The 22157-nt window shown below is 54.0% G+C and carries 19 protein-coding genes and 1 tRNA gene; 11 read left to right on the forward strand and 9 right to left on the reverse strand.

The genetic code is table 11. From position 1 onward, the window contains the following. Nucleotides 1-7: 7 nt before the first annotated feature. From cyoD to cyoA, 4 genes are read right to left on the reverse strand one after another with little or no spacing between them, the layout of a single operon-like run. Nucleotides 8-382, reverse strand: a complete 375-nt coding sequence (gene cyoD, locus FHW17_RS20885) for a cytochrome o ubiquinol oxidase subunit IV (protein WP_182510729.1) — start codon at nt 380-382, stop codon at nt 8-10. Then, on the reverse strand, nt 379-1008 hold the full coding sequence (gene cyoC, locus FHW17_RS20890; protein WP_112522333.1) for a cytochrome o ubiquinol oxidase subunit III: 630 nt from the start codon (nt 1006-1008) through the stop codon (nt 379-381). The genes cyoD and cyoC overlap by 4 nt, the downstream gene beginning before the upstream one ends. After that, complete coding sequence (gene cyoB, locus FHW17_RS20895; RefSeq protein ID WP_112522334.1) at nt 1005-3011, reverse strand: cytochrome o ubiquinol oxidase subunit I; 2007 nt, start codon at nt 3009-3011, stop codon at nt 1005-1007. Before cyoB ends, cyoC begins: the two co-directional genes overlap by 4 nt. 16 nt (nt 3012-3027) lie before the next feature. Further along, nucleotides 3028-4176 (reverse strand): ubiquinol oxidase subunit II, encoded by a 1149-nt coding sequence (gene cyoA / locus FHW17_RS20900; RefSeq protein ID WP_281410757.1) that lies wholly within the window; start codon nt 4174-4176, stop codon nt 3028-3030. A gap of 187 nt (nt 4177-4363) precedes the next feature. On the opposite strand from cyoA, the gene FHW17_RS20905 reads away from it, so the two are divergent. Continuing rightward, entirely contained in the window at nt 4364-5692 is a 1329-nt protein-coding gene (locus tag FHW17_RS20905) for an MFS transporter (protein WP_112522336.1), read from the forward strand. Between the two features lie 27 nt (nt 5693-5719). Here the strand turns inward: FHW17_RS20905 and FHW17_RS20910 are convergent, their stop codons facing one another. Next, the gene (locus tag FHW17_RS20910; protein WP_182510730.1) at nt 5720-6547 is read right to left on the reverse strand and encodes a glycosyltransferase; all 828 of its coding nucleotides are present in this window, start codon (nt 6545-6547) and stop codon (nt 5720-5722) included. Then, nucleotides 6540-7457, reverse strand: coding sequence for a glycosyltransferase family 2 protein (locus FHW17_RS20915; RefSeq protein WP_182510731.1), 918 nt, complete (start codon nt 7455-7457; stop codon nt 6540-6542). The genes FHW17_RS20910 and FHW17_RS20915 overlap by 8 nt, the downstream gene beginning before the upstream one ends. A 262-nt stretch (nt 7458-7719) precedes the next feature. Between FHW17_RS20915 and rfbA the strand changes: the two genes are divergently transcribed. The 3 genes from rfbA to rfbB are packed head-to-tail and all read left to right on the forward strand — an operon-like array spanning nt 7720 to nt 10244. Further along, complete coding sequence (gene rfbA, locus FHW17_RS20920; protein ID WP_182510732.1) at nt 7720-8601, forward strand: glucose-1-phosphate thymidylyltransferase RfbA; 882 nt, start codon at nt 7720-7722, stop codon at nt 8599-8601. Beyond that, nucleotides 8598-9152 (forward strand): dTDP-4-dehydrorhamnose 3,5-epimerase, encoded by a 555-nt coding sequence (gene rfbC / locus FHW17_RS20925; RefSeq protein WP_182510733.1) that lies wholly within the window; start codon nt 8598-8600, stop codon nt 9150-9152. The genes rfbA and rfbC overlap by 4 nt, the downstream gene beginning before the upstream one ends. A gap of 15 nt (nt 9153-9167) precedes the next feature. Beyond that, nucleotides 9168-10244 (forward strand): dTDP-glucose 4,6-dehydratase, encoded by a 1077-nt coding sequence (rfbB, locus tag FHW17_RS20930; protein ID WP_112522340.1) that lies wholly within the window; start codon nt 9168-9170, stop codon nt 10242-10244. A 107-nt stretch (nt 10245-10351) separates the two neighbouring features. Here the strand turns inward: rfbB and FHW17_RS20935 are convergent, their stop codons facing one another. Both FHW17_RS20935 and FHW17_RS20940 read right to left on the reverse strand, forming a co-directional pair. After that, the gene (locus tag FHW17_RS20935; RefSeq protein ID WP_182510758.1) at nt 10352-11782 is read right to left on the reverse strand and encodes a phosphomannomutase; all 1431 of its coding nucleotides are present in this window, start codon (nt 11780-11782) and stop codon (nt 10352-10354) included. A gap of 121 nt (nt 11783-11903) precedes the next feature. After that, nucleotides 11904-11977 (reverse strand) — tRNA-Gln (locus tag FHW17_RS20940). A gap of 282 nt (nt 11978-12259) precedes the next feature. Between FHW17_RS20940 and FHW17_RS20945 the strand changes: the two genes are divergently transcribed. After that, a complete protein-coding gene (locus FHW17_RS20945; RefSeq protein WP_182510734.1) occupies nt 12260-13885 on the forward strand; it encodes an MFS transporter in 1626 nt (541 codons plus the stop codon). A gap of 5 nt (nt 13886-13890) precedes the next feature. Here FHW17_RS20945 and FHW17_RS20950 read toward each other — a convergent pair whose 3' ends face one another. Next, entirely contained in the window at nt 13891-16197 is a 2307-nt protein-coding gene (locus FHW17_RS20950) for a Tex family protein (RefSeq protein WP_281410758.1), read from the reverse strand. Between the two features lie 191 nt (nt 16198-16388). Between FHW17_RS20950 and FHW17_RS20955 the strand changes: the two genes are divergently transcribed. From FHW17_RS20955 to FHW17_RS20980, 6 genes are all read left to right on the forward strand, one after another. Next, nucleotides 16389-17303 (forward strand): sugar kinase, encoded by a 915-nt coding sequence (locus FHW17_RS20955; protein WP_182510735.1) that lies wholly within the window; start codon nt 16389-16391, stop codon nt 17301-17303. A gap of 102 nt (nt 17304-17405) precedes the next feature. Continuing rightward, nucleotides 17406-18296, forward strand: a complete 891-nt coding sequence (locus tag FHW17_RS20960) for a dihydrodipicolinate synthase family protein (protein ID WP_182510736.1) — start codon at nt 17406-17408, stop codon at nt 18294-18296. A 36-nt stretch (nt 18297-18332) separates the two neighbouring features. Beyond that, the gene (locus FHW17_RS20965; RefSeq protein WP_182510737.1) at nt 18333-18992 is read left to right on the forward strand and encodes a GntR family transcriptional regulator; all 660 of its coding nucleotides are present in this window, start codon (nt 18333-18335) and stop codon (nt 18990-18992) included. Between the two features lie 60 nt (nt 18993-19052). Further along, nucleotides 19053-20378, forward strand: a complete 1326-nt coding sequence (locus FHW17_RS20970) for a sugar ABC transporter substrate-binding protein (protein ID WP_182510738.1) — start codon at nt 19053-19055, stop codon at nt 20376-20378. A 17-nt stretch (nt 20379-20395) separates the two neighbouring features. Next, on the forward strand, nt 20396-21301 hold the full coding sequence (locus tag FHW17_RS20975) for a sugar ABC transporter permease (protein ID WP_182510760.1): 906 nt from the start codon (nt 20396-20398) through the stop codon (nt 21299-21301). Nucleotides 21302-21312: 11 nt separating this feature from the next. Further along, on the forward strand, nt 21313-22137 hold the full coding sequence (locus FHW17_RS20980; protein ID WP_112522346.1) for a carbohydrate ABC transporter permease: 825 nt from the start codon (nt 21313-21315) through the stop codon (nt 22135-22137). Nucleotides 22138-22157 lie beyond the last annotated feature (20 nt).

Raw genomic sequence — 22157 nt, forward strand, 5'->3', positions numbered from 1 at the left:
TATGCCATCAGGGAATCTGGCTCATGTCGTGGCCGGGCATCATGTTGGTGTTCAGATGATACATGACCCATAGGGACCCGGTGAGCGTGATGACCACGAGGACGAGCGTGAAAATCAGCGCCATCATCGTCCAGCCATTTTCCGAGCGAACGTTCATGTGCAGGAAGAACACCATATGCACAACGATCTGAATCACGGCCAACGCCATGATTGCGAGTGCGGTCCCCTGTTTGGAGTCCAGTGCTCCGGTCATAACCAGCCAAAAGGGGATGGCCGTCAGGATAACCGAGAGGCCAAATCCAATCAGATAGGATCGAAGCGAGCCAGGCGCATGCCCGTCATCGTCCGCGTGGCTGTGATCATCAGTGTGCGCCGTTGTCATCGCAACATTCCCATCAGGTAAACGAAAGTGAAAACGCCAATCCAGATGACGTCAAGGAAGTGCCAGAACATGCTGAGGCACATCAGGCGGCGCTTGTTTGCCGCGATAAGCCCATAACGCTTGACCTGTATCATCAGGGTTGTCAGCCAGACCAAGCCGACGGTGACGTGCAGCCCGTGCGTTCCCACAAGTGTAAAGAAGGACGACAGGAAGGCGCTTCTCTGCGGCGTGGCACCTTCATGGATCATATGCGCGAACTCGTAAAGTTCGATGCCGATGAACGCCAGACCAAACAGACCCGTCAATGCAAGCCAAGCTTGCGTTGCACCAATCCGCCCTTTGTCCATCGCCAACATGGCAAAGCCGTAGGTGATAGAAGAAAAGAGCAGCATCGATGTATTGATTGCCACGAGTGGCAGATCGAAAAGATCTTTTGGTGACGGCCCGGCTGCATAATTGCCGCCAAGCACGCCATAGGTCGCGAACAGCACTGCAAAGATGAGGCAATCGCTCATCAGGTAAATCCAGAAGCCGAACATCGTGCTGCCGCCTTCGGGATGATCGTGCTCGTCAACCACGTAGAAGGTTGGTGTTGCACTGTTCTCGTGAACCACGGAAGAACTCATTGTGCGGCTCCTGCGAGAAGAGCTGTCCGCTCACCTTCCGTGCGAATAACTTCATCTGCCGGAATGTGGAAGTCGCGCTTATAGTTGAATGTATGGCCGATCGTCACGGCAAGCATAGCCACGAAACTGAAGGCCGCGAGCCACCAGATGTACCAGATCATGGCAAAGCCAAAGATGATGCTCAGAACCGCAAGGATAATGCCCGTGCCGGTGTTTTTGGGCATGTGGATCGCCTTGAAACCCTCCAGCGGACGTGTGTAACCGCGTCTTTTCATGTCGTGCCAAGCGTCGAGATCATGCACCACCGGTGTGAAGGCAAAGTTGTAAGCGGGTGGTGGTGATGATGTGGACCATTCGAGTGTCCGACCATCCCAGGGATCGCCTGTGAAGTCCGCCAGCTTCTCACGGTTGCGGATGCTGACATAAATCTGGATGAGGAAGGACAGGATGCCGATAGCGATCAGGACCGCACCGAAAGCGGCGATGACGAACCAGATCTGCAGCGACGGATCGTTGAACACGCGCAGGCGTCTTGTTACGCCCATCAGGCCCAATACGTAGAGCGGCATAAAGGCGAAGTAGAAGCCGATGACCCAGAACCAGAACGACATCTTGCCCCAGAACGGATCAAGCTTGAAACCAAATGCCTTCGGGAACCAGTAGCTGATACCGGCAAAGAGGCCAAACAGCACGCCACCGATGATGACGTTATGGAAATGTGCCACGAGGAACAGACTATTGTGCAGGACGAAATCCGCCGGTGGTACGGCAAGCAACACACCGGTCATGCCGCCAATAACGAAGGTCAACATGAAGGCAATCGTCCACATCATCGGCAGTTCGAAGCGGATGCGGCCGCGATACATGGTGAAGAGCCAGTTGAATATCTTGGCACCTGTGGGGATCGAAATGATCATCGTCGTGATGCCGAAGAAAGAATTCACGCTCGCACCTGATCCCATGGTGAAGAAGTGGTGCAGCCAGACGAGATAGGCGAGAATGGTGATAACGACGGTCGCATAGACCATTGATGTGTAACCAAACAGGCGCTTGCCGGAGAATGTAGACGTGACTTCGGAAAAGATGCCGAAAGCCGGCAGGATGAGAATGTAAACTTCCGGATGACCCCAGATCCAGATGAGGTTCACATACATCATCGGGTTGCCACCAAAATCATTGGTGAAGAAGTTCGTGCCGACATAGCGGTCAAGGCTGAGCAGAGCGAGAACGGCTGTCAGCACGGGGAAGGCGGCCACGATCAGAACGTTGGTGCATAGGGCCGTCCAGGTGAAGACCGGCAGCTTCATCATCGTCATGCCGGGCGCGCGCATCTTGACGATTGTTGCCACAAGGTTGACGCCGGATAGCAATGTGCCGATACCGGCTATTTGCAGCGCCCATATATAGTAATCCACCCCGACATCAGGACTGTAGCCGATGTTGGAAAGCGGCGGATAGGCGAGCCAGCCGGTCTTGGCAAACTCGCCGACGAACAGGGACATCATCACCAGTATGGCGCCTGCTGTCGTCATCCAGAAGCTGAAATTGTTCAGAAACGGGAAGGACACGTCGCGCGCACCGATTTGCAGCGGAACGACAAAGTTCATCAGGCCCGTGACGAGCGGCATGGCAACGAAGAAGATCATGATCACACCGTGAGCGGTGAACACCTGATCATAGTGATGAGCCGGGAGGTAACCGTCTGATCCACCGAAGGCCATGGCCTGCTGCAGGCGCATCATGATGGCATCGGCAAAGCCGCGCAGCAACATCACAATGCCCAGGATCATGTACATGATACCAATGCGCTTGTGGTCGATGCTGGTGAACCATTCGCGCCAGAGATAACCCCAGACACGGTAATAGGTCAGTATTCCCACCAGCGCCAGGCCGCCAAGGGCCACCATTGCGAAGGTGCCGACAAGAATCGGTTCGTGATAAGGGAAGGATTCCAGCGTCAGGCGGCCGAAGACTGCTTTGAGAAGAGCGGGATTATCAAACATATCGGACTCAATCCGTTCAGGAATTCGACGGGCGGCGCGGTGCGCCGAACAATGGGGCTGATACCGGGCGCGGCAGACCCGCGCCAAGGACAGGAGAAATGTCACGGGGTGACAGAAGCGGCTGGCTCACACGCATTCTCGCCTCTTCTTCAGTGGTGCATATACGCGCGACATAGGTCGCTGGCGGAGCAAATATTGCACCGCGCCGCGTGTATTTATCATATTCAAGTGGATGGACATTGTTGATGCCCGCAAGACCAAGGCCGCCCTTGGCGTCGATGGAACTCATCTCATCCATGCACATCTTGCCGAGTTCGACGCAGCGGTTGAGCACGGCGGTAAACAGCTGTGCATCGACGCTACCGTAACGGCGCACGGGGTCATTTTCGCTGGGACGTTCAAGTTCGAGATAGGCATTGCGATCCAGCGAACCGCTTTGCGCCTTCACATCGGCCATCCATTTGTCAAAATCAGCGTCGGACAAGCCGAGGAAGGCAAACTTCATGCCTGAGAACCCGGCACCGCTATAGTTTGCGGAAAAGCCTTCAAACGTACCGGGATGGTTGATCACAGCGCTAAGCTTCGTCGCCATGCCAGGCATGGTGTAGATCTGACCGGCGAGGGCGGGAATATAGAATGAATTCATGACCGCTGATGATGTCAGGCGGAAATTGATCGGTCTGTCCACCGGCGCGGCCAGCTCGTTGACGGTTGCCACGCCATATTCCGGATAGATGAACAACCATTTCCAATCGAGCGCGACAACCTCCACCTGCAGGGGTTTAATCTGTTTGTCGACCAGCTTGCCGGGAGCGATACGATCGAGCGGGCGATAGGGATCGAGCAGATGTGTGCCCATCCATGTCAATGCCCCAAGGCAGATGATAATGAGCAGGGGGGCCGCCCAAATGATCAACTCAAGCTGCGTCGAGTGATCCCAGTCGGGCTCATACCGGGCTTCCGTATTCGATTGACGATAGCGCCATGCAAAAAACACCGTCAGCAGCATGACAGGCACGATGATGATCAGCATCAGAATGGTCGAGATGACAATGAGGTCCCGCTGCTGTGCGGCGACGTCGCCAGACGGACTCATGACGACGGCATTGCATGCGGTCAGCATGGTAAGAAACGGAAGTATGGCGACGGCAAGAAAACGTTTCAAGGTCGTTCCTGACATGATAGCAGCGGTAATTTACGCCATCCGTAGCGGCACCCCATTCAAAGTGACATTGGACAATTTGCCCAATCCTTCCGTAATGTGTCACAATGATAAAGGAGATGCTAGCATAGCCGTGAGAGCGGCTTGAAGAAAGCAGCTGCCAATTCAGGATTGAGGAGCGCAACCAGATATGAGCGCGGAAATAGGGGTGCCCTCATCGACACACGGACGTGACGTGAAAGGCCTGCATGGCAGTCACGACGACGTCAACGTGGGCGAAATCGCCATTGGTGTTATTATTGGCCGTACGTCAGAGTTTTTCGACTTTTTCGTTTATGCCATCGCGTCCGTTTTGGTTTTCCCCAAACTGGTTTTCCCGTATGTCGATCCGCTGACCGGCACGCTCTATTCTTTCGCCATTTTTGCACTGGCCTTCATTGCGCGTCCGCTTGGTACTGTGATTTTCATGGCCATCGACCGCACCTATGGCCGTGGAGTTAAGCTCACCATCACTCTGTTCCTGCTCGGCAGTTCGACGGTGGCGATTGCTTTCTTGCCCGGCTATGAGCAAGTGGGCTGGGTATCGGCATTGCTTCTTGCGCTTTTCCGGCTTGGTCAGGGGTTGGCGCTGGGCGGTGAATGGGATGGGCTTGCCTCACTGTTAGCCTTGAACGCACCAGAACGCCGCCGTGGCTGGTATGCCATGATCCCGCAGCTTGGTGCCCCGCTCGGATTGATGGTTGCAGCCAGCCTCTTTGCGTTCTTCGTTGCTCACCTGTCCGCACAGGATTTCCTGGAATGGGGTTGGCGCTATCCTTTCTTTGTTGCCTTTGCGATCAATGTGGTGGCGCTTTTTGCCCGCCTGCGCATGGTTGTTACAGAGCAATACGCTGAACTTTTCGAACGCCGGGAACTACAGCCAACCACTGTTAGCGATACGTTGCAGGCAGAAGGGCGTCACGTTGTTATCGGCGCATTTGCTCCTTTGGCGAGCTTCGCCCTGTTTCATATGGTTACAGTGTTTCCTCTCTCATGGGTATTTCTTTTCACGGATCAGGGCCCCGCACGCTTCCTCATGATTGAGACGATTGGTGCGGCAGTGGGTGTTCTGGCGATTTTCGCTTCTGGAAATATTGCCGATCGCGTCGGGCGGAGCCGATTGCTTATAGCCACGGCCATTGCCATTGCTGTTTTCAGCGGCTTTGCGCCTCAACTTCTTGATGGTGGTGATGTCGGTGAAATCATCTTCATGGTTTTTGGCTTCCTGCTTCTCGGCCTGTCCTTCGGCCAGTCATCCGGCTCGGTTGCGTCGAATTTTTCAAGAAGGTACCGCTATACCGGGTCCGCGCTGACAACTGATCTTGCCTGGTTGTTTGGCGCCGGGTTTGCCCCGCTTGTTGCTTTGCTGTTGTCAAGCCGCTTTGGACTGATTGCGAGCGGTGCCTATCTCCTGTCGGGTGCTGCATGTACGTTGATTGCTTTGGCAATCAATCGGCAGATTGATGGCCGCGACAAATAAAGGTCTTTGCGGCGACTAGACCACGGATTAGAAAAGCTTCAGTGGATAGGTCGTGTAGAATATGAACGCCGAGCGGGCAAACTGCCTGATGTGCCAGAGGCCTTTGCTGGCGGCATGACCACCTTCGTGGACGATTTTGACTGCCGGGACATAGGCAATGCGTGTTATTTTGCCGGTACGCAGTGAGATGTCGAAATCTTCGAAATAGAGCAGATAGCGCGGATCAAAACCGCCCAACTGTTTGTAAATATCGCCGCGAAAGAACATAAAACATCCGCTGACAATGGGAGGGTCCCAGAATGGCGTATCTGCAATCTGATCCCGCATCTCGTACCGCTGCAACCGCTTGCGAAACAGCTTTTTGATACCGTTTGGAGCAAAACCGCGAACAAGCAGGTCGAAGATTGCGGGATATCGTTTGCAAAGATATTGCGTGCTTCCGTCTGGATTAAACGCCTTTGGTGTGATCAGGCCACCGGCTGGGTTTTCTGTCATGAATGCCAGCGCCTGTTTCAGGGCATCCGGCTGCATTTCCACGTCAGGGTTCAAAACAAGATGGAATTCACCCGCTTTGTCCAGAATCATATTGTTGGCTGCACCAAAACCGATATTGCCGTGCCCCGCGATGATCTCAAGTGGCAGGTCGGGCAACAGTTCTCTCAGCCAATTGTGGTCCGAAACATCTGGCGTGTTGTCGATGATGTAGAGCTTGGCGCGAAGCGGAGTTGTCTCCTGAAGTGCCCTTTGCAGGCTTTTGAGTGTATTGCCGAGCACGACGCGATCTGGTTTGAAAATCACGACGCTGATCGTGATCTCATGATCTGGATTTGTGACGAGGACATTGTGTTCAACCATTATCGGCCTTCTTTCCCATACGCCCGATAAGGCCGTGAAATATGCCGATTGTCATCATCCAGGCATGCTCGCGCCGAGGTGCGGTAAAAAGGCTGTAGAAAACGAATTTTCGTGCGAGACGTGCCGCATCGACAACTTTCCAGTTGGTCCGTAGCCATGATTGCCGATAAAGCCAGACAGCGTTCCGGAAATGATAATAGTGCCTTAATGGGCTGTGAACAGGAATATACCGTCCACGGAATTTGACGGGATTGTCACCGAGATCGTGCTGCATTTGCGCGGCACAAACGCCAAAAGAACGGTAGCCCTTCTGCTGCGCGCGCAAACCCCACTCGATATCCACATAGTCGATGAACAGTTCTTCTTTCATATCACCAACATCGTCAATGGTTGTCATGGGAATGAGACACCCCGAAGCAATGAGATAATCCACGTCCACAACTGAATCTGCCGAAGCACAGGTTTGGCGCTGAAGGCGAAGCCCTTCTATTTTTATAAAAGGGGGAGGATTGTTCTGGCGCGAATCCTCATACCGCGGACCAACGCAGCCAAGCTTGATACCTCCAGCGATCTGGGCCTTCGCTGCCGATAGCAAGGTGGCCACCATATTTGGGGCTGGCACACTGTCCTGATCAAGCAAAAGAATGAAGTTTGAACCCCTTGTCCGGGCCTGATTGATGCCGACATTTTGTGCTTTTGCGATACCGCAATTCGTGCCGAGAGACACGAGCTTTGCCTCGATGGCCTGATTTGCAAGCCACTGATTTAAATCCGCTTTCGAACCATTGTCCACCACAATGACTTCAGCAACTTGGGGACCTATCGCGTTCAGAAGTTTCGCAAGAGCTGCAACATCCGGATTATAAGTCACGATAATCGCGCTGACTTCAGATTGGTGCTCAGTTCGCATTCAGAAATCCGTTTTACTTGGCATTGCGTATATAGTTATCGACGATAATTATGTCGTAAAATCATCAACTTGTTGGAGAATAGACATTTATTCTTGCCATTTTTCCATTTTGTCTCGGTTGACTCGTGGTTCTGTTCTCGCCAAATGTCTGCCACAATGATAGGCGAACCGCATTTCGCCATTTTTAGATGAAATTACCGGCGGCTATTGAAGGCGTCATATCACGACTCGACTTTTAGCATTGACATAAGGAAGTGATCGAATGAAGGGAATTATACTAGCTGGCGGAAGCGGTACACGTCTTTACCCATTGACGATCGCAGTGTCGAAGCAAATTCTCCCCATCTATGACAAACCCATGATCTATTACCCGCTGAGTGTTCTCATGCTCGCGGGAATCCGTGATATTCTGATCATCTCAACACCGCATGATCTACCGCTTTTTCAGAAACTGCTTGGAGATGGTTCGGATTTCGGCGTCAACTTTTCCTATGCTGAACAGCCCCAGCCAAACGGCTTGGCTGAAGCGTTTATCATAGGGCGCGAATTTATCGGCCAAGACAGTGTCGCCATGATTCTGGGCGATAACATCTATTTTGGCGATGGCCTTTCCAAATTGTGTCAGCTTGCTTCATCGATTACAACCGGCGGGACAGTCTTTGCCTATCACGTTGATGATCCGCAACGTTATGGCGTTGTTGAATTTGATAAAATCACGGGTCAGGCAATATCCATTGAGGAAAAGCCGGCGAAACCCAAATCCAACTGGGCTGTGACCGGGCTTTATTTTTACAGCAATGATGTTGTCGACATTGCGGCGTCAATTGAACCGTCGTCCCGTGGCGAATTGGAGATTACCAGCGTCAACAATGTCTATCTTGAGCGCGGGGATCTGCAGGTCCAGCAGCTCGGACGTGGCTATGCCTGGCTTGATACTGGTACGCACGACAGTTTGCATGAGGCTTCATCGTTTGTTCGGACAATCGAACACCGGCAAGGCATCAAGATCGCATGCCCGGAAGAGATTGGTCTGGAATGGGGCTGGTTGAACTCCGATCAGGTGCTCGAACGGGCAGCAAAAATGGGAAAGACGGAATACGCAGCCTATTTGCGGCGGCGTGCTGAGGAGATTGGGAAAGAATGATTGAAGTCAGACCGCTCGCCCTTGAAGGCGTGCTTGAGATATTGCCGCCCAAATTTGGTGATGACCGGGGCTTTTTCTCCGAAACCTACAATGCCGATAGTTTTGCCGCGGCGGGGATTACGCTGCAGTTTGTACAGGACAATCATTCGTTTTCGGCTGCCAAAGGTGTTTTGCGCGGGTTGCATTATCAGTTGCCGCCGCGTGCTCAGGATAAATTGGTTCGTGTCGTCAAGGGCTCTATTCTTGATGTGGTGGTTGATATTCGCCAGAGTTCTCCGACTTTCAGGAAGTGGGTTTCGCTTGAGGTGTCGGCTGCAAAGTGGAACCAGATTCTTGTCCCAAAAGGTTTCGCCCATGGCTTTGTAACTTTGGAGGAAAATACCGAGGTTATTTACAAGGTTACGGATTATTATTCACCTCAACATGACCGCGGTATTCGCTTCGATGACCCCTCCATAGGGATTGAGTGGCCACTGGACGCTTCAACGCTCCAGCTTTCTGACAAGGACCGGAAAGCACCTTTGCTTGACGGCACCGAAGTTTTCCCCTGAGAGAGAGTTCTTTTCATGAAAATCCTAGTTACGGGTGGTGCGGGTTTTATCGGGTCGGCGGTTTGCCGTCAGCTTGCGGCAAATCCCCAAAACCAAGTCTTTAACCTCGACAAGCTTACTTACGCGGGCAATCTCGCTTCGCTTCGACAGATCGAGAATTATCCGAATTACAGCTTCGTCGAGGCTGACATTTGTGATGACACCACAATTCTGGACATTCTTCGTAATGAGAAGATTGATGCGATCATGCACTTGGCTGCCGAGAGCCATGTGGATCGCTCGATTGACGGTCCGGCAGCCTTCATTGAAACAAACATTGTCGGAACATTCCGCATGCTCAATGCGGCGCTGACATATTGGCGGGACCTGCCGGAGCCGGCAAAATCCAATTTCCGCTTCCATCATATTTCGACGGATGAAGTGTTTGGCGATCTGCCTTTCGACAGCGGTATCTTCACAGAAGAGACGCCCTACGCTCCCTCATCCCCTTACTCAGCCTCAAAAGCTGCCTCGGATCATTTGGTTCGTGCATGGCATGAGACGTATGGTTTGCCGGTGGTTCTATCGAATTGCTCGAACAATTATGGTCCATTCCATTTTCCCGAAAAGCTGATCCCGCTGGTTATTCTCAACGCTTTGGATGAGAAGCCGTTGCCGGTCTATGGGGCCGGTGCAAATGTTCGCGACTGGCTTTTCGTTGAGGATCACGCGCGGGCATTGGAATTGGTTGTAACCAAGGGTAAGCCGGGCGAAAGCTATAATATTGGCGGCCGTGCTGAACGCACCAATCTCAGCGTTGTCGAAACCATATGCGATATTCTAGACAGCAAGCGTCCGCGCAAAGGCGGCGCACGCTACCGGGATCTCATCACCTTCGTTACCGATCGACCCGGCCATGATCGCCGTTATGCCATCGACGCTTCCAAGATTGAACGGGAACTCGGCTGGAAACCAGCAGAGACATTCGACACCGGTCTGGAGCGGACCGTGCAATGGTATCTCGACAACAAGTGGTGGTGGGAGCCGATCCGTAGTGGAACTTATGCAGGGGAGCGGCTTGGTGCGGTATCCTTGAAAAAAGGAACAGCATGAGAGTTGTTGTAACAGGATGCGAAGACTGGAAAGCGCCCGCTTGGGAACAGTCGACCAAGTCAACGGTCAAAAGACTCCTGCAATTGAGCTAATGCCTTACGCAGAGATCACGAAGGCAAGCTCAAGGCTTCTTGAGCTTGCTTTAATCCCCATCGAAGCAGTTCTTCGGCGCGGCTGTCGTTGGATGCCTCTGCGTAACAGCGCAGTTCCGGTGCATTGCCAGACGCACGATAGTGGACCACTTCGCCGGTCGAGAGCACCACGCGCACGCCGTCAATCGCGTCACTTGCCCTAATCGTGCCAACCTGCGCGAAGAAGGCATCGCGTCGCGCACTATCAAGCAAGCCTTGCAGAAACGGATCGCTGGCCGTTGATGAGATATGTTCCAGACGACCACTGCGGGTAAAGCGGGACGGCAGGTCGTGTAGCAGCGCGGATATTGGAACGTCTTTGCTGGCCGCCATCCCGAGAACACTCAGGATGGGAAGCATCGCGTCGCGCGTTGGTAATGCATCCAATGTTCCCCCTTCAGTAGTCACAGGAGAGCCCAACAGAACTCCGCCATTGGCTTCAAAGCCAACAATTCGCTTCAATCCGTCCGCCCGGGCCTGTTCCATGCCCTCGATCACATAGGGTGATCCGACGCGCGTCCGATAGACTTTTGTAAAGAGATTGCTCAGTTCAATGGCAGTATTCGAGGTTACCGGTGTAACGACGGCATCTGCGTTGAGAAAATGTGCGGTCAACAGGCCAACACTGTCACCGCGGATGAAAACGCCATTCTCATCAGCGACAAGCGGCCGATCGGCATCGCCATCAGTCGAAACCAGCGCATCAAGCTTGTACTTTTTACACGCATCTTCAGCGAAGGCGACATCCTCGGGACGAAGAGCTTCGGTATCAACAGGCACGAATATGTCGGAGTGACCAAGCGCAATAGCGTCAGCTCCCAAGTTTTGCAGAATGGTGACGATCAAATCGCCTGCAACTGAGCTATGCTGATAAACGCCGATCCTCTTTCCGGCCAGCGCCCTTGGCTTGAGCACGGCAATGCTTCGATTGATATAATTTTGCAAGGCATCTGGCATGATCGTGGTCGGTTCATCCGGCGTGATCGGATGTTCCATGGCGAGATCAAGAACCGCCAGAATACCGGCTTCGTCAATCTTGTCGATTTCGCCATCCGGGCGATAGAATTTCAAGCCATTTCGATCTGCAGGAATATGGCTGCCTGTGACCATAATTGCCGGGGCCTTCAAGGTAAGGGCCCTCAATGCCAGCGCCGGTGTTGGCAAAGGACCACAATTTTCCACCTTCATGCCGAAAGCTTGCGCTGCAGAAATACAAGCTGCGGCTATGCGCGGACTGCTTGAACGCAGATCGTAACCGAGGAGCAAAGTGCTGTCCGATGTAACACCGGTCACCTTCTGCATATGTGTGAGGAACGCGAGAGTATAGGCTTTGCAGACACCGTCGGGTAGTTCTGTCACCAGACCACGCAGGCCGCTTGTTCCGAATTTCAGACTGCTCATTGCAATGTCACAACCATTGAAGCTGATGCTACGAAATGCTGTCGTAAGGTGTCAGCCGCGCAATGTCGAAAGTCAATAACGATCGACGCGGCGGTGTTAAATGAGGTGGTTTACTGATGTGAAAAAATGGCTGGGGAACCTGGATTCGAACCAGGACTAACGGAGTCAGAGTCCGTGGGTCTACCGTTAACCTATTCCCCAACAACCGCTTTGAAATGCGGTGGCTGATTAAGCCGGTGGGGGGTCATATAGTCCAATTCATTCAGGAAGAAAACCCCTGTTCGGACGGTTTTTGCACCGCACCCCATTTTATCTTCCAGCGATCATTTGAATGCGCGCAAATGACGGATCATTGCCGGATTTTGTTATCAGGCTATCGAAAATGCGTTTCAAAGCTATTTGACCGCTGGCAATCCGGTCTGCCAGGCCTATAAATGTTTAGAGCAGTGATTTGCACTTCACGCCAAAGAGAAAGTAGACGCGGTGGCGGATCGATCATCACCACTGGCCCCGTTTAGGCACGACATATTCCGCACCATCTGGATCGCGAGTCTGGTCTCCAATTTTGGCTCGCTGATTCAGGCGGTCGGTGCTGCCTGGATGATGACGTCGATTACCGATTCGGTGAATATGGTGGCCCTTGTTCAGGCTTCCACGGCGCTGCCCATCATGATTTTTTCGCTTGTATCAGGAGCGCTTGCCGACAATTTTGACCGGCGTAAAGTGATGCTCGTGGCGCAATGGTTCATGCTGATTGTGTCAGCGCTGTTGACGGTATTTGCCTATCTCGGCCTTATAACGCCGTGGCTTCTGCTGGCCTTCACATTTCTTCTGGGCTGCGGAACAGCATTGAACAACCCGTCCTGGCAAGCCTCCGTGGGGGATATGGTCCCCCGCGAAGACCTTCCCAATGCCGTGGCGCTGAACAGTATGGGGTTCAACATTACGCGCAGCGTCGGTCCGGCCATCGGCGGTCTTATCGTTGCCATAGCCGGTGCAGCTGCAACCTTTGCGGTGAATGCGGTCAGCTATTTTGCAGTTATCTACGCATTGATGCGGTGGCAGCCGAAAATTGACCCCAGCCCCTTGCCGCGCGAATCGTTGGGGCGAGCCATATCGGCGGGCCTGCGTTATGTGGCGATGTCACCCAATATAGGCAAAGTGGTGATTCGTGGTTTTGTGTTTGGTCTTTCGGCAAGCGCCATTCTGGCACTGTTGCCGCTTGTCGCGCGTGATCTCGTTCATGGCGGGCCTCTGACATATGGCGTCATGCTCGGTTCATTCGGTATTGGAGCTATTGGCGGCGCTTTGCTTAGCGCACGCTTGCGTGAGTCTCTCTCAAGCGAAGCTATTGTGCGTGTTGCATTTGCAGGATTTGCCGTGAGTGCGGTCATTACAGCGATAAGCACGTCTGTCTGGCCAACCAATATTGCTTTGTTGCTGGCCGGGGCGTGCTGGGTGCTCGCCCTTTCCCTGTTCAATGTAACGGTACAACTGTCGACGCCGCGCTGGGTTGTCGGACGCGCCTTGTCGCTCTATCAGACGACGACATTTGCAGGCATCGCCGCAGGAAGCTGGGTCTGGGGTGCGGCAGCGGAGCAATATGGGGCGGACAAGGCGCTGATCGCATCGGGTGCCTTGATGCTTGTGGGGGCTGTGATTGGACTTCGCTATGCCCTGCCCGAATTCAAATCGCTCAATCTTGATCCGCTCAACCGGTTCAGCGAGCCGCTTCTGGCACTTGATCTGAAGCCACGCAGCGGTCCGATTGTTATCATGATCGATTATGTGATTGCCGAAGAAGACATTCCCGAATTCCTCGCATTGATGTCAGACCGTCGCCGTGTGCGGATTCGCGATGGAGCAGGGCAGTGGGCGCTGATGCGCGATCTGGAAAAGCCGGAAATCTGGACGGAAAGTTATCACACGCCCACTTGGATTGAATATGTTCGCCATAATCAACGGCGAACACAGGCCGATGCGGCGATTGGTGACCGCATTCGCGAGCTACATCGCGGTGGCGAAATCCACGTTCACCGCATGATCGAGCGGCAAACAATTTTGCCGCACGATATTGCTGCTCACAAGACGCCGCTGGATATGCATTAAAACCGTTACTTCTTGCGCAAGGCATCCGCGAGTGCAGCGCCAAAAGCGCCCTGCGGTGATGAAGTCTGCGGCTTGTTCGGTGCGGCTGGCTTTGGTCTGTAGCTGTTATTGTCAGCCTTTTGCTCTTTTGGCACAGGTGCGCCACCATCCTTGCGCATGGTCAGGCTGATGCGGTTGCGTTTTACGTCTATATCAACGACTCGAACCTTCACCACATCCCCCGCCTTGACGACTTCGTGCGCGTCCTTGACGAAACGATCTGCCAGCTGCGAGAGATGGACCAGACCGTCCTGATGGACGCCGATATCGACAAAGGCGCCGAAGGCCGCCACGTTGGTGACAGTTCCTTCAAGCATCATTCCCGGTTTCAGGTCCTTGATATTGTCGATGCCGTCGGCAAAGGCAGCCGTCTTGAATTGTGGGCGAGGATCGCGGCCGGGTTTTTCAAGCTCGGCAATGATATCGCGAACCGTAGGCAGACCAAAACGCTCATCAACGAAAAGACGCGGGTCGAGCGCCTTCAAAGCAGAGCCATCATTCATCAGCGAGCGTACATCGCGGCCACAGGCGCTGACGATTTTCTTGGCGACGCCATAAGCTTCCGGATGGACGGCGGATGCGTCCAGCGGCTCTGTGCCGTCAGCAATGCGCAGGAATCCTGCGCATTGCTCGAAGGCACGCGGTCCTAGCCGTGCGACTTTCAGAAGATCGCGCCGGGTTTTGAACGGACCAACCTCATTGCGGTAAGCGATCACCGCTTCCGCCAGCGAGCTGCCCAGGCCTGAAATGCGAGCGAGCAGCGGTGCCGATGCGGTGTTGAGGTCAACGCCCACCGCATTCACAGCATCTTCGACAACGCCGTCGAGCGAGCGGGCCAAGCGATACTGGTCAACATCATGCTGGTACTGGCCGACGCCGATGGATTTTGGCTCGATCTTGACGAGTTCTGCCAGCGGGTCCTGCAGGCGCCGGGCAATGGAAACAGCGCCTCTAAGCGAAACATCGAGATCGGGGAATTCCGCCGCTGCTGTTGCAGATGCTGAGTAAACCGACGCACCGGCTTCGCTAACGATCACCTTCAACGGCTTCGGCGACGGCATATCGCCAAGCATATCTGCAACGAGGCGCTCGGTCTCGCGACTGCCAGTCCCGTTGCCGATCGCGATCAGCTCAATTTTGTGTTTAACAATCAGGCGGGCCAGTTCGGCTTGCGTCCCGCGGACATCATTGCGCGGTGGAAAAGGATAGACTGTTGTGGTGTCGAGTACCTTGCCTGTGCCATCGACAATGGCGACTTTGACGCCGGTACGAATGCCCGGATCAAGTCCCATCGTTGCACGCGATCCCGCCGGTGCTGCCAAAAGCAAATCCTTCAGGTTGCGGGCAAAAACGTGAATGGCCTCTTCTTCGGCTTTTTCGCGCATCTGCGTCATCAGATCGATGGACAGGTTGAGAGACAGTCGCGCACGCCAGGCCCAGCGGACAACCTCCATCAACCAGCGATCGGCGGCTGTCCCGTTCGAAGAGATTGAGTAGGCGCTGGCGACCATACGCTCAACAGGTTTGACGGGCGACGTGTCGTCAGCATCAACCTCAATGTCGAGCGACAGCACATCTTCATTGCGCCCGCGCAGCATGGCGAGTGCGCGATGGCTGGGGATCGTTGCCCAGCGCTCGAAATGGTTGAAATAGTCAGAAAATTTCGCGCCCGCTTCCTGTTTGCCATCGGCAACCTTGGCCCGTAGAACGGCCTTATCCTTCATATGGTTGCGCAGACAGCCGACAAGATCGGCATTTTCCGAGAAAGTCTCGACCAGAATATCGCGAGCGCCGTCGAGAGCCGTTTTTACGTCAGGTACATCTGCCGTCAGAAAGGTCTGAGCAAGTTCGGATGGAACAGTGCGGCGGTCAGATAGAATTGTTTCGGCGAGTGGACCCAACCCGCGCTCGCGGGCAATTTCAGCCCGTGTTCGCCGCTTGGGTTTGTAGGGTAGATAGATGTCTTCAAGTTCAGCTTTGGTGACTGATGACAGGATTTTATTTTCCAACTCATCGGTCAGTTTACCCTGACTGCGGATCGACTCGATGATCGTATCGCGGCGCGCATCGAGTTCGCGCAAATACACCAGCCTCTCATCCAACAGTCGCAACTGTGTATCATCAAGCCCCCCGGTTACCTCCTTGCGGTAACGGGCAATGAACGGAACTGTCGCGCCGCCATCCAGTAGATCAATGGCAGCATTGGCCTGTTCAGGTCTGGCGTTGATCTCGGTGGCAATGATACGCGCAATACGGGCAGTTGTGGCAGTCATACTGGTCTCATCAATCATAATCGGAGGGTGACCATAGGGCTGCCAGTGCCAATCGGCAATCATTTGATCCTGCCACGCACAAAGCGTTCCACGGAAAATTCGAAGGTCTGCCCTTGGCTTGACGGATCAGATGAAACGTTTCCTTATCGCTGCACATCTCTGCTGATTCAGCCAAAATGGGTAATATGACTATGCAGGCAAATACGAAGCCAAGGATTCTGTGTGTTGGTGCGCTGACGATGGACACGATCTTTCGGTTGGATATGTTGCCGCCCGGTCCCGGTAAATTCATCCCGCAGGAGGCTGTGGAGATTGCGGCTGGAATGGCATCAAGTCAGGCGGCCAGCATTGCGAGACTCGGTGGTGCAGCATTTCTTTGGGCCTCAGCCGGGTTAGACCATATCGGTGATCGCGTGGTTGCCGAGTTGACAGATGAAGGTGTCAACTGCTCGTTCGTCCGGCGCATCGAGGGAGCACGTTCGGCCTTCTCGTCGATTTTCGTCGACAGAGTGGGCGAGCGCATGATTGTGCCGTTTTATGACAAGACTCTTTTGAGCGCGCCGGAGCAAATCCCGCCTATTGAAAGCGGCGCATTCGATGTGGTGATGACGGATGTCCGCTGGCCGCTGGCCGCAGCACCTGCGCTCAAGGCGGCGCGGGAGGCAGGCGTTCCCGGCGTCCTCGATGCGGACGTTGCGCCGCTTGAGACACTTGAACGGCTGTTGCCTTTAGCCTCGCACATTGTCGCCTCGGAACCGGCGGCGGAAATCGTCACGGGTGAAACGGATATCGAGCATGCAGTGATTGCTTTGGCGGTACGCTATCGCGGTTTTGTCGCTGTAACCGGTGGGAATAAGGGCTGCTTCTGGTCGGAAGGTGAAGCGGGCATCGTGAACCATATGCCTGCTTTTCCAGTAGATGTCGTGGACACGCTTGCGGCTGGGGATGTCTTTCATGGAGCCTTTGCGCTTGGTTTGGCCGAAGGGCGGCCCATGGAAGAGATCATGCAGTTTGCCAGCGCTGCCGCCGCAATCAAGTGCGCACGGTTTGGTGGACGCGCCGGTGCGCCAACGCGAAATGAAGTTGAACAGTTTCTCCTAGGTTAGCAACATCTGTATTCACAATGATAAAAAAGTGCGTGACAACTTATTGACTCATAACTAACATGTTAGTAGTCTTTATTTATTGAGAGAGTGGGAGGAAAATCATTGTCTCGGGTTGAACGGTTTGGACTTTCTGCGGCGTTGACGATGCCGTTTGATGCAGCATTGGCAATTGATCTGCGTGCCGCGATCGATCATGCAAAGTCCTGTTTGCAGCGTGGTTGCAGCAGTGTGACGTTGTTTGGAACAACGGGTGAGGGCTCGTCTATCGGTGCTCTGGAGCGTCAGGCGGTCATCAAGGAATTCATTGCGGCAGGAATTGAACCATCGCAAATCGTTGTCGGCATCATGGCAAATTCCCACGTCGATGCTGCTGAGCAGGCGCGGTTTGCACTTGATGCGGGATGCAGGGGCATTCTTCTTGCGCCGCCATCCTACTTCAAGAATGTCAGTGATGACGGATTGTTTGACTGGCATTCGGCAACATTCAGGGCAGTCGGACCAGATGTGCGTGGAGTTATTCTTTATAATCTCCCGTCTGTTACGGCGGTTGAGATTTCCATTGATCTTGTCACGCGCTTGCGGGAGGCCTTCCCCAACGCCATTGCAGGAGTAAAGGACTCCTCCGGCAACTGGAACTATACGGAAAAAATGCTGGCGCGGCACAATGATCTTGCCATTCTGATTGGTGACGAGCGAAGCCTTGCAGGCGGCGTGCGGCTTGGCGGGCAGGGCGCGATTTCAGGGCTGGCCAATCTTTATCCCGAACGTCTTCTGCGCATGATTGATGAAGGGCGTGACGATGAAGAGGTGGTTGCAGCTGTCAACGAACTGGTGAAGTATCCGGTGATTCCTGCGGTCAAGGCGATGGTTGCGCATCATCGTGGTGAAGACGGTTGGCGGCGCACACGCGGCCCGCTGGAAGCTTTGCCAGAGGGTGATTTCAAGCATCTGACGACGATCTTTGATCGTTTGTTCGTAGCGGCAGCGGCCTGACGGGGAATCGTAAAGGCGTCCTGAGGAGGAACAGGCATGGATGATAGTGGCGAGCCGGTAAGACTGCGTGAAAAAGCCTATGCCAGTTTCACAGAGCATCTTCTGGCCCGTGATTTTCATCCGGGACAGTTCGTATCGCAGCGCCAGCTCGTGGCCATGACCGGTATGCCTCTCGGCGCGATCCGCGAAGTTGTCCCGAGGCTTGAAGCCGAAGGGTTGGTGAAGACGGTTCCGCAGCGCGGGATACAGATTGCACATATAGATATCAACCTGATCCGCGAGGCGTTCCAGTTTCGCGTGTTTATGGAAAAGGAGGCGATAGCGCTGTTTTGCGTTTCCGCATCTGATGATCTGTTGGCAAAGCTGCGGCGCGAACACGAAGAGACATTGGAAATGGCTTTGAGGGATGGTGAAACACCGGAACTTGAGCTGCACGCACAGGCAATTGACTGGTCACTGCACGATACGATCATTGATTCCCTTGGTAACGGGATCATTTCGAAAGCCTATCGGATCAATGCCATCAAGATGCGGCTGATCAACCAGGAGCGGTTTCGCATTACAGGCCGGGTCATTCCGGTGATGCGTGAGCATCTGGCGGTAATAGCAGCCATCGAGTCACGCGAACCACAGGCGGCGATGGATGCCATCGCTGAACACATAAACAATGCAAGGAACCTTGCTCTGAAAGTCTGAATGCGCCAGTGCCGGAAATGGGAGTTACGGCACTGAAATAATCATGGGAGGATGATAAGCATGCAACGGATTCAACCGACACGCCGGCAATTTCTGGCCGGATCAGCAGCACTAGGCGCTGCCAGCTTTGCCGGATTAAAACCGGCATTCGCCAATGTCGACTGGAAGAAATATGCGGGCACGACGCTTGAGGTGAACCTGATCAAGAGTCCGCGTGGCGATATCCTGCAAAAGTATCAGAAAGAATTCGAAGAACTCACCGGGATCAAGGTCAATTCCGAGCAGACACCCGAACAGCAGCAGCGCCAGAAAGCCGTGATTGAACTGACATCCGGCAAGCCGAGCTTTGACGTCATCCATATCAGCTATCATGTGCAGAAACGGCAGTTCGAAAAGGGCGGCTGGCTTGCCGACCTGACGCCATTTCTGAAGGACCCAAGCCTCACCGAACCTTCACTCGTGGAAAGCGATTTCGCTGAAGCCGGGCTAGCTTTTGCCAAGGACAAGAATGGTCGTTTCGGCGGTCTTCCTTTCTCAGTGGATTACTGGATACTCTATTGGAACAAGGAACTCTTTGCTGCCAAGGGCGTCGAATATCCAAAATCCTTTGACGAGCTTGTAAACGCAGCAGAGAAACTTACCGATACAAGCAAGGGCACTTACGGCTTCGTCGCGCGCGGCATGAAGAACGCCAATACGCCTGTCTGGGCCAGTCTCATGCTTGGTTATGGCAAGAGCACGATTGATGACGGTAATCTCCAGACCGACACGCCTGAGGCTATCGAAGCGGCAACGCTCTACCAGCGGCTGATGACGAAATCCGCGCCTCCGGGCGTGACCGGTTTCAACTGGGCCGAATGCCAATCAAACTTCCTGCAGGGCAAGGTTGCCATGTGGCTTGACGGTATCGGCTTTGCACCCCCACTGGAAAACCCGGAGAAATCACGGGTCGTTGGCAAGGTCGGCTATGGTGTTATGCCGAAGGGACCAGCCACGCAGGCTGCGCCAACATTTGGTGATGGCATCGGGGTGACGGAAGGGTCATCAAAGAAGGAAGCGGCCTATCTCTATTGCCAGTGGGCAATCTCCAAGGAGATGGGCGCACGCCTGCTGCAAACCGGTTCGGGTGTACCGTTCCGCAATTCAATCCTCAACGATCCCGAAGTCCGCAAAGGTGTAACCATGCCGTCCGAATGGGTTGATGTGTTGACGGCATCGGCCAAGGTCAGCCAGCTATGCCTGCCTGTTATCGTCCCGGTCACAGAGTTCCGCGATGTGATGGGTGTCGGGCTGACCAATCTTCTCGGCGGTGCTGATCCTGCAACGGAAATGAAACGGGCAACCGAAGAGTTCCGTCCCATCCTTGCGCGCAGCGAGGGCAAATGACAATCGCCGCTCCGACCATGACCAGTGAAGCACAAAACACCAAGGCCAGAACGGGCAAACGCCGGCTCAAGCCAAGCTATTGGCCGTTTGTTATTCCGGCGCTGGTTATTGTCGGGGCGGTTATTCTATTCCCGTGGGCATTCACGCTGTGGATGAGTGTCAATGAATGGCATCTCGGCGGCGAACAGAGTTTTGTCGGGCTCGCTAATTTTACCCGCTTGGCCAGTGATGTCCGCTTCTGGCAATCCATGGGGCACACGGTGCTCTATACGCTTCTCTCGGTTATAGCTCCGTTGTTTTTCGGAACAATTGCAGCTCTGATCTTTGACAGCAAACTGCCGATGCGCGGGCTGCTCCGCGGAATCTTCGTCATGCCCATGATGGCAACGCCCGTGGCGATAGCGCTTGTCTGGACCATGATGTACCACCCGCAGCTTGGAGTTCTCAATTATCTGTTGTCGCTGGTTGGTATCGGTCCGCAGGAATGGATATTCAATCAGAAGACCGTCATACCGTCACTCGTGCTCGTTGAAACGTGGCAATGGACGCCGCTGGTCATGCTGATTGTGCTTGGTGGCCTTGCTTCCATGCCGCGTGATCCATTTGAAAGTGCAGAAATTGACGGCGCCAATGGTTGGCAGAAATTTCGCTATATCACACTGCCGATGATCCTGCCGTTCATGATGGTTGCCGTAATCATCCGCTCTATCGACGCATTGAAGAGTTTTGACATCATCTTCGCCATGACCCAGGGCGGCCCCGGAACGGCATCCGAAACGATCAATATCTATCTCTATAACGTCGCTTTTTCCTACTACGACATTGGCTATGGCTCGGCGATTGCCGTGGTCTTCTTCATTGTCATCATCACCATGTCTCTGGCGCTGCTTTATCTGCGCCAGCGGACCAAGTGGAACAGTTGAGGGAGACGCTGATGGCCCGCCGTAGTCCGCTGAAATCACTGGGCACAGCCTTTGTTGTGTTCGTGATTGTTTCGCCCGCCATTTTCTTCTTTCTCTGGATGCTGTCGCTTTCGTTGAAATACGAGATTGACAATGGCGCCTATCCGCCGATCTTCATTCCCGAGCGTTTCGCCTGGTCGAACTATACCCAGATTTTTGCAACCAATGATTTCCTCCACTACTTCTGGAACAGCCTCATCGTAACAGGCATATCGACACTGCTTGCATTGCTTGTCGGCGTGCCTGCCGGCTACGGTATTGCGCGTTTGCGTGCTGATAAGGCGGCCATCGTGGTTATGATCGCGCGTATGACGCCCGGCCTTTCCTACCTCATTCCCCTGTTTCTGCTTTTCCAGACAATGGGATTGTTGGGAACGCTGTGGCCGCAGATCATCATCCATCTGGTTGTAACAGTGCCCATCGTGATCTGGATCATGATCGGCTATTTCGAGACGACGCCGATGGAACTGGAAGAGGCAGCGATGATTGACGGTGCAACCTCGTGGCAGGTTTTTGTCAAGGTGGCGCTGCCGATTGCCAAACCGGGTATTGTTGTGTCGCTGATACTGGCGGTGATCTTTTCCTGGAATAATTTCGTCTTTGGCATTGTGCTTGCCAGTCGCGAGACCCGGACGCTGCCGGTTGCCGTTTATAATATGCTGTCCTTTGAACAGGTCAGTTGGGGTCCACTGGCCGCTGCCGCGCTGGTCGTCACGCTGCCTGTACTGTTGCTGACAGTCTTCGCGCAGCGCCAGATCATCGCGGGTCTCACCGCCGGTGCCGTCAAGGGCGGCTAGTATAATATTAGGGAACAGGG

Source organism: Phyllobacterium sp. P30BS-XVII (assembly GCF_014138335.1).
GTDB lineage: Bacteria > Pseudomonadota > Alphaproteobacteria > Rhizobiales > Rhizobiaceae > Phyllobacterium > Phyllobacterium meliloti.

Excerpts from the sequence above, each read along its gene's own strand:
- cyoD (WP_182510729.1), bottom strand. The coding sequence starts at position 382 with ATGACAACGGCGCACACTGATGATCACAGCCACGCGGACGATGACGGG.
- cyoC (WP_112522333.1), bottom strand. The coding sequence starts at position 1,008 with ATGAGTTCTTCCGTGGTTCACGAGAACAGTGCAACACCAACCTTCTAC.
- cyoB (WP_112522334.1), bottom strand. The coding sequence starts at position 3,011 with ATGTTTGATAATCCCGCTCTTCTCAAAGCAGTCTTCGGCCGCCTGACG.
- FHW17_RS20905 (WP_112522336.1), top strand. The coding sequence starts at position 4,364 with ATGAGCGCGGAAATAGGGGTGCCCTCATCGACACACGGACGTGACGTG.
- FHW17_RS20910 (WP_182510730.1), bottom strand. The coding sequence starts at position 6,547 with ATGGTTGAACACAATGTCCTCGTCACAAATCCAGATCATGAGATCACG.
- FHW17_RS20915 (WP_182510731.1), bottom strand. The coding sequence starts at position 7,457 with ATGCGAACTGAGCACCAATCTGAAGTCAGCGCGATTATCGTGACTTAT.
- rfbA (WP_182510732.1), top strand. The coding sequence starts at position 7,720 with ATGAAGGGAATTATACTAGCTGGCGGAAGCGGTACACGTCTTTACCCA.
- rfbC (WP_182510733.1), top strand. The coding sequence starts at position 8,598 with ATGATTGAAGTCAGACCGCTCGCCCTTGAAGGCGTGCTTGAGATATTG.
- rfbB (WP_112522340.1), top strand. The coding sequence starts at position 9,168 with ATGAAAATCCTAGTTACGGGTGGTGCGGGTTTTATCGGGTCGGCGGTT.
- FHW17_RS20950 (WP_281410758.1), bottom strand. The coding sequence starts at position 16,197 with ATGACTGCCACAACTGCCCGTATTGCGCGTATCATTGCCACCGAGATC.
- FHW17_RS20955 (WP_182510735.1), top strand. The coding sequence starts at position 16,389 with ATGCAGGCAAATACGAAGCCAAGGATTCTGTGTGTTGGTGCGCTGACG.
- FHW17_RS20965 (WP_182510737.1), top strand. The coding sequence starts at position 18,333 with ATGGATGATAGTGGCGAGCCGGTAAGACTGCGTGAAAAAGCCTATGCC.
- FHW17_RS20970 (WP_182510738.1), top strand. The coding sequence starts at position 19,053 with ATGCAACGGATTCAACCGACACGCCGGCAATTTCTGGCCGGATCAGCA.
- FHW17_RS20975 (WP_182510760.1), top strand. The coding sequence starts at position 20,396 with ATGACCAGTGAAGCACAAAACACCAAGGCCAGAACGGGCAAACGCCGG.
- FHW17_RS20980 (WP_112522346.1), top strand. The coding sequence starts at position 21,313 with ATGGCCCGCCGTAGTCCGCTGAAATCACTGGGCACAGCCTTTGTTGTG.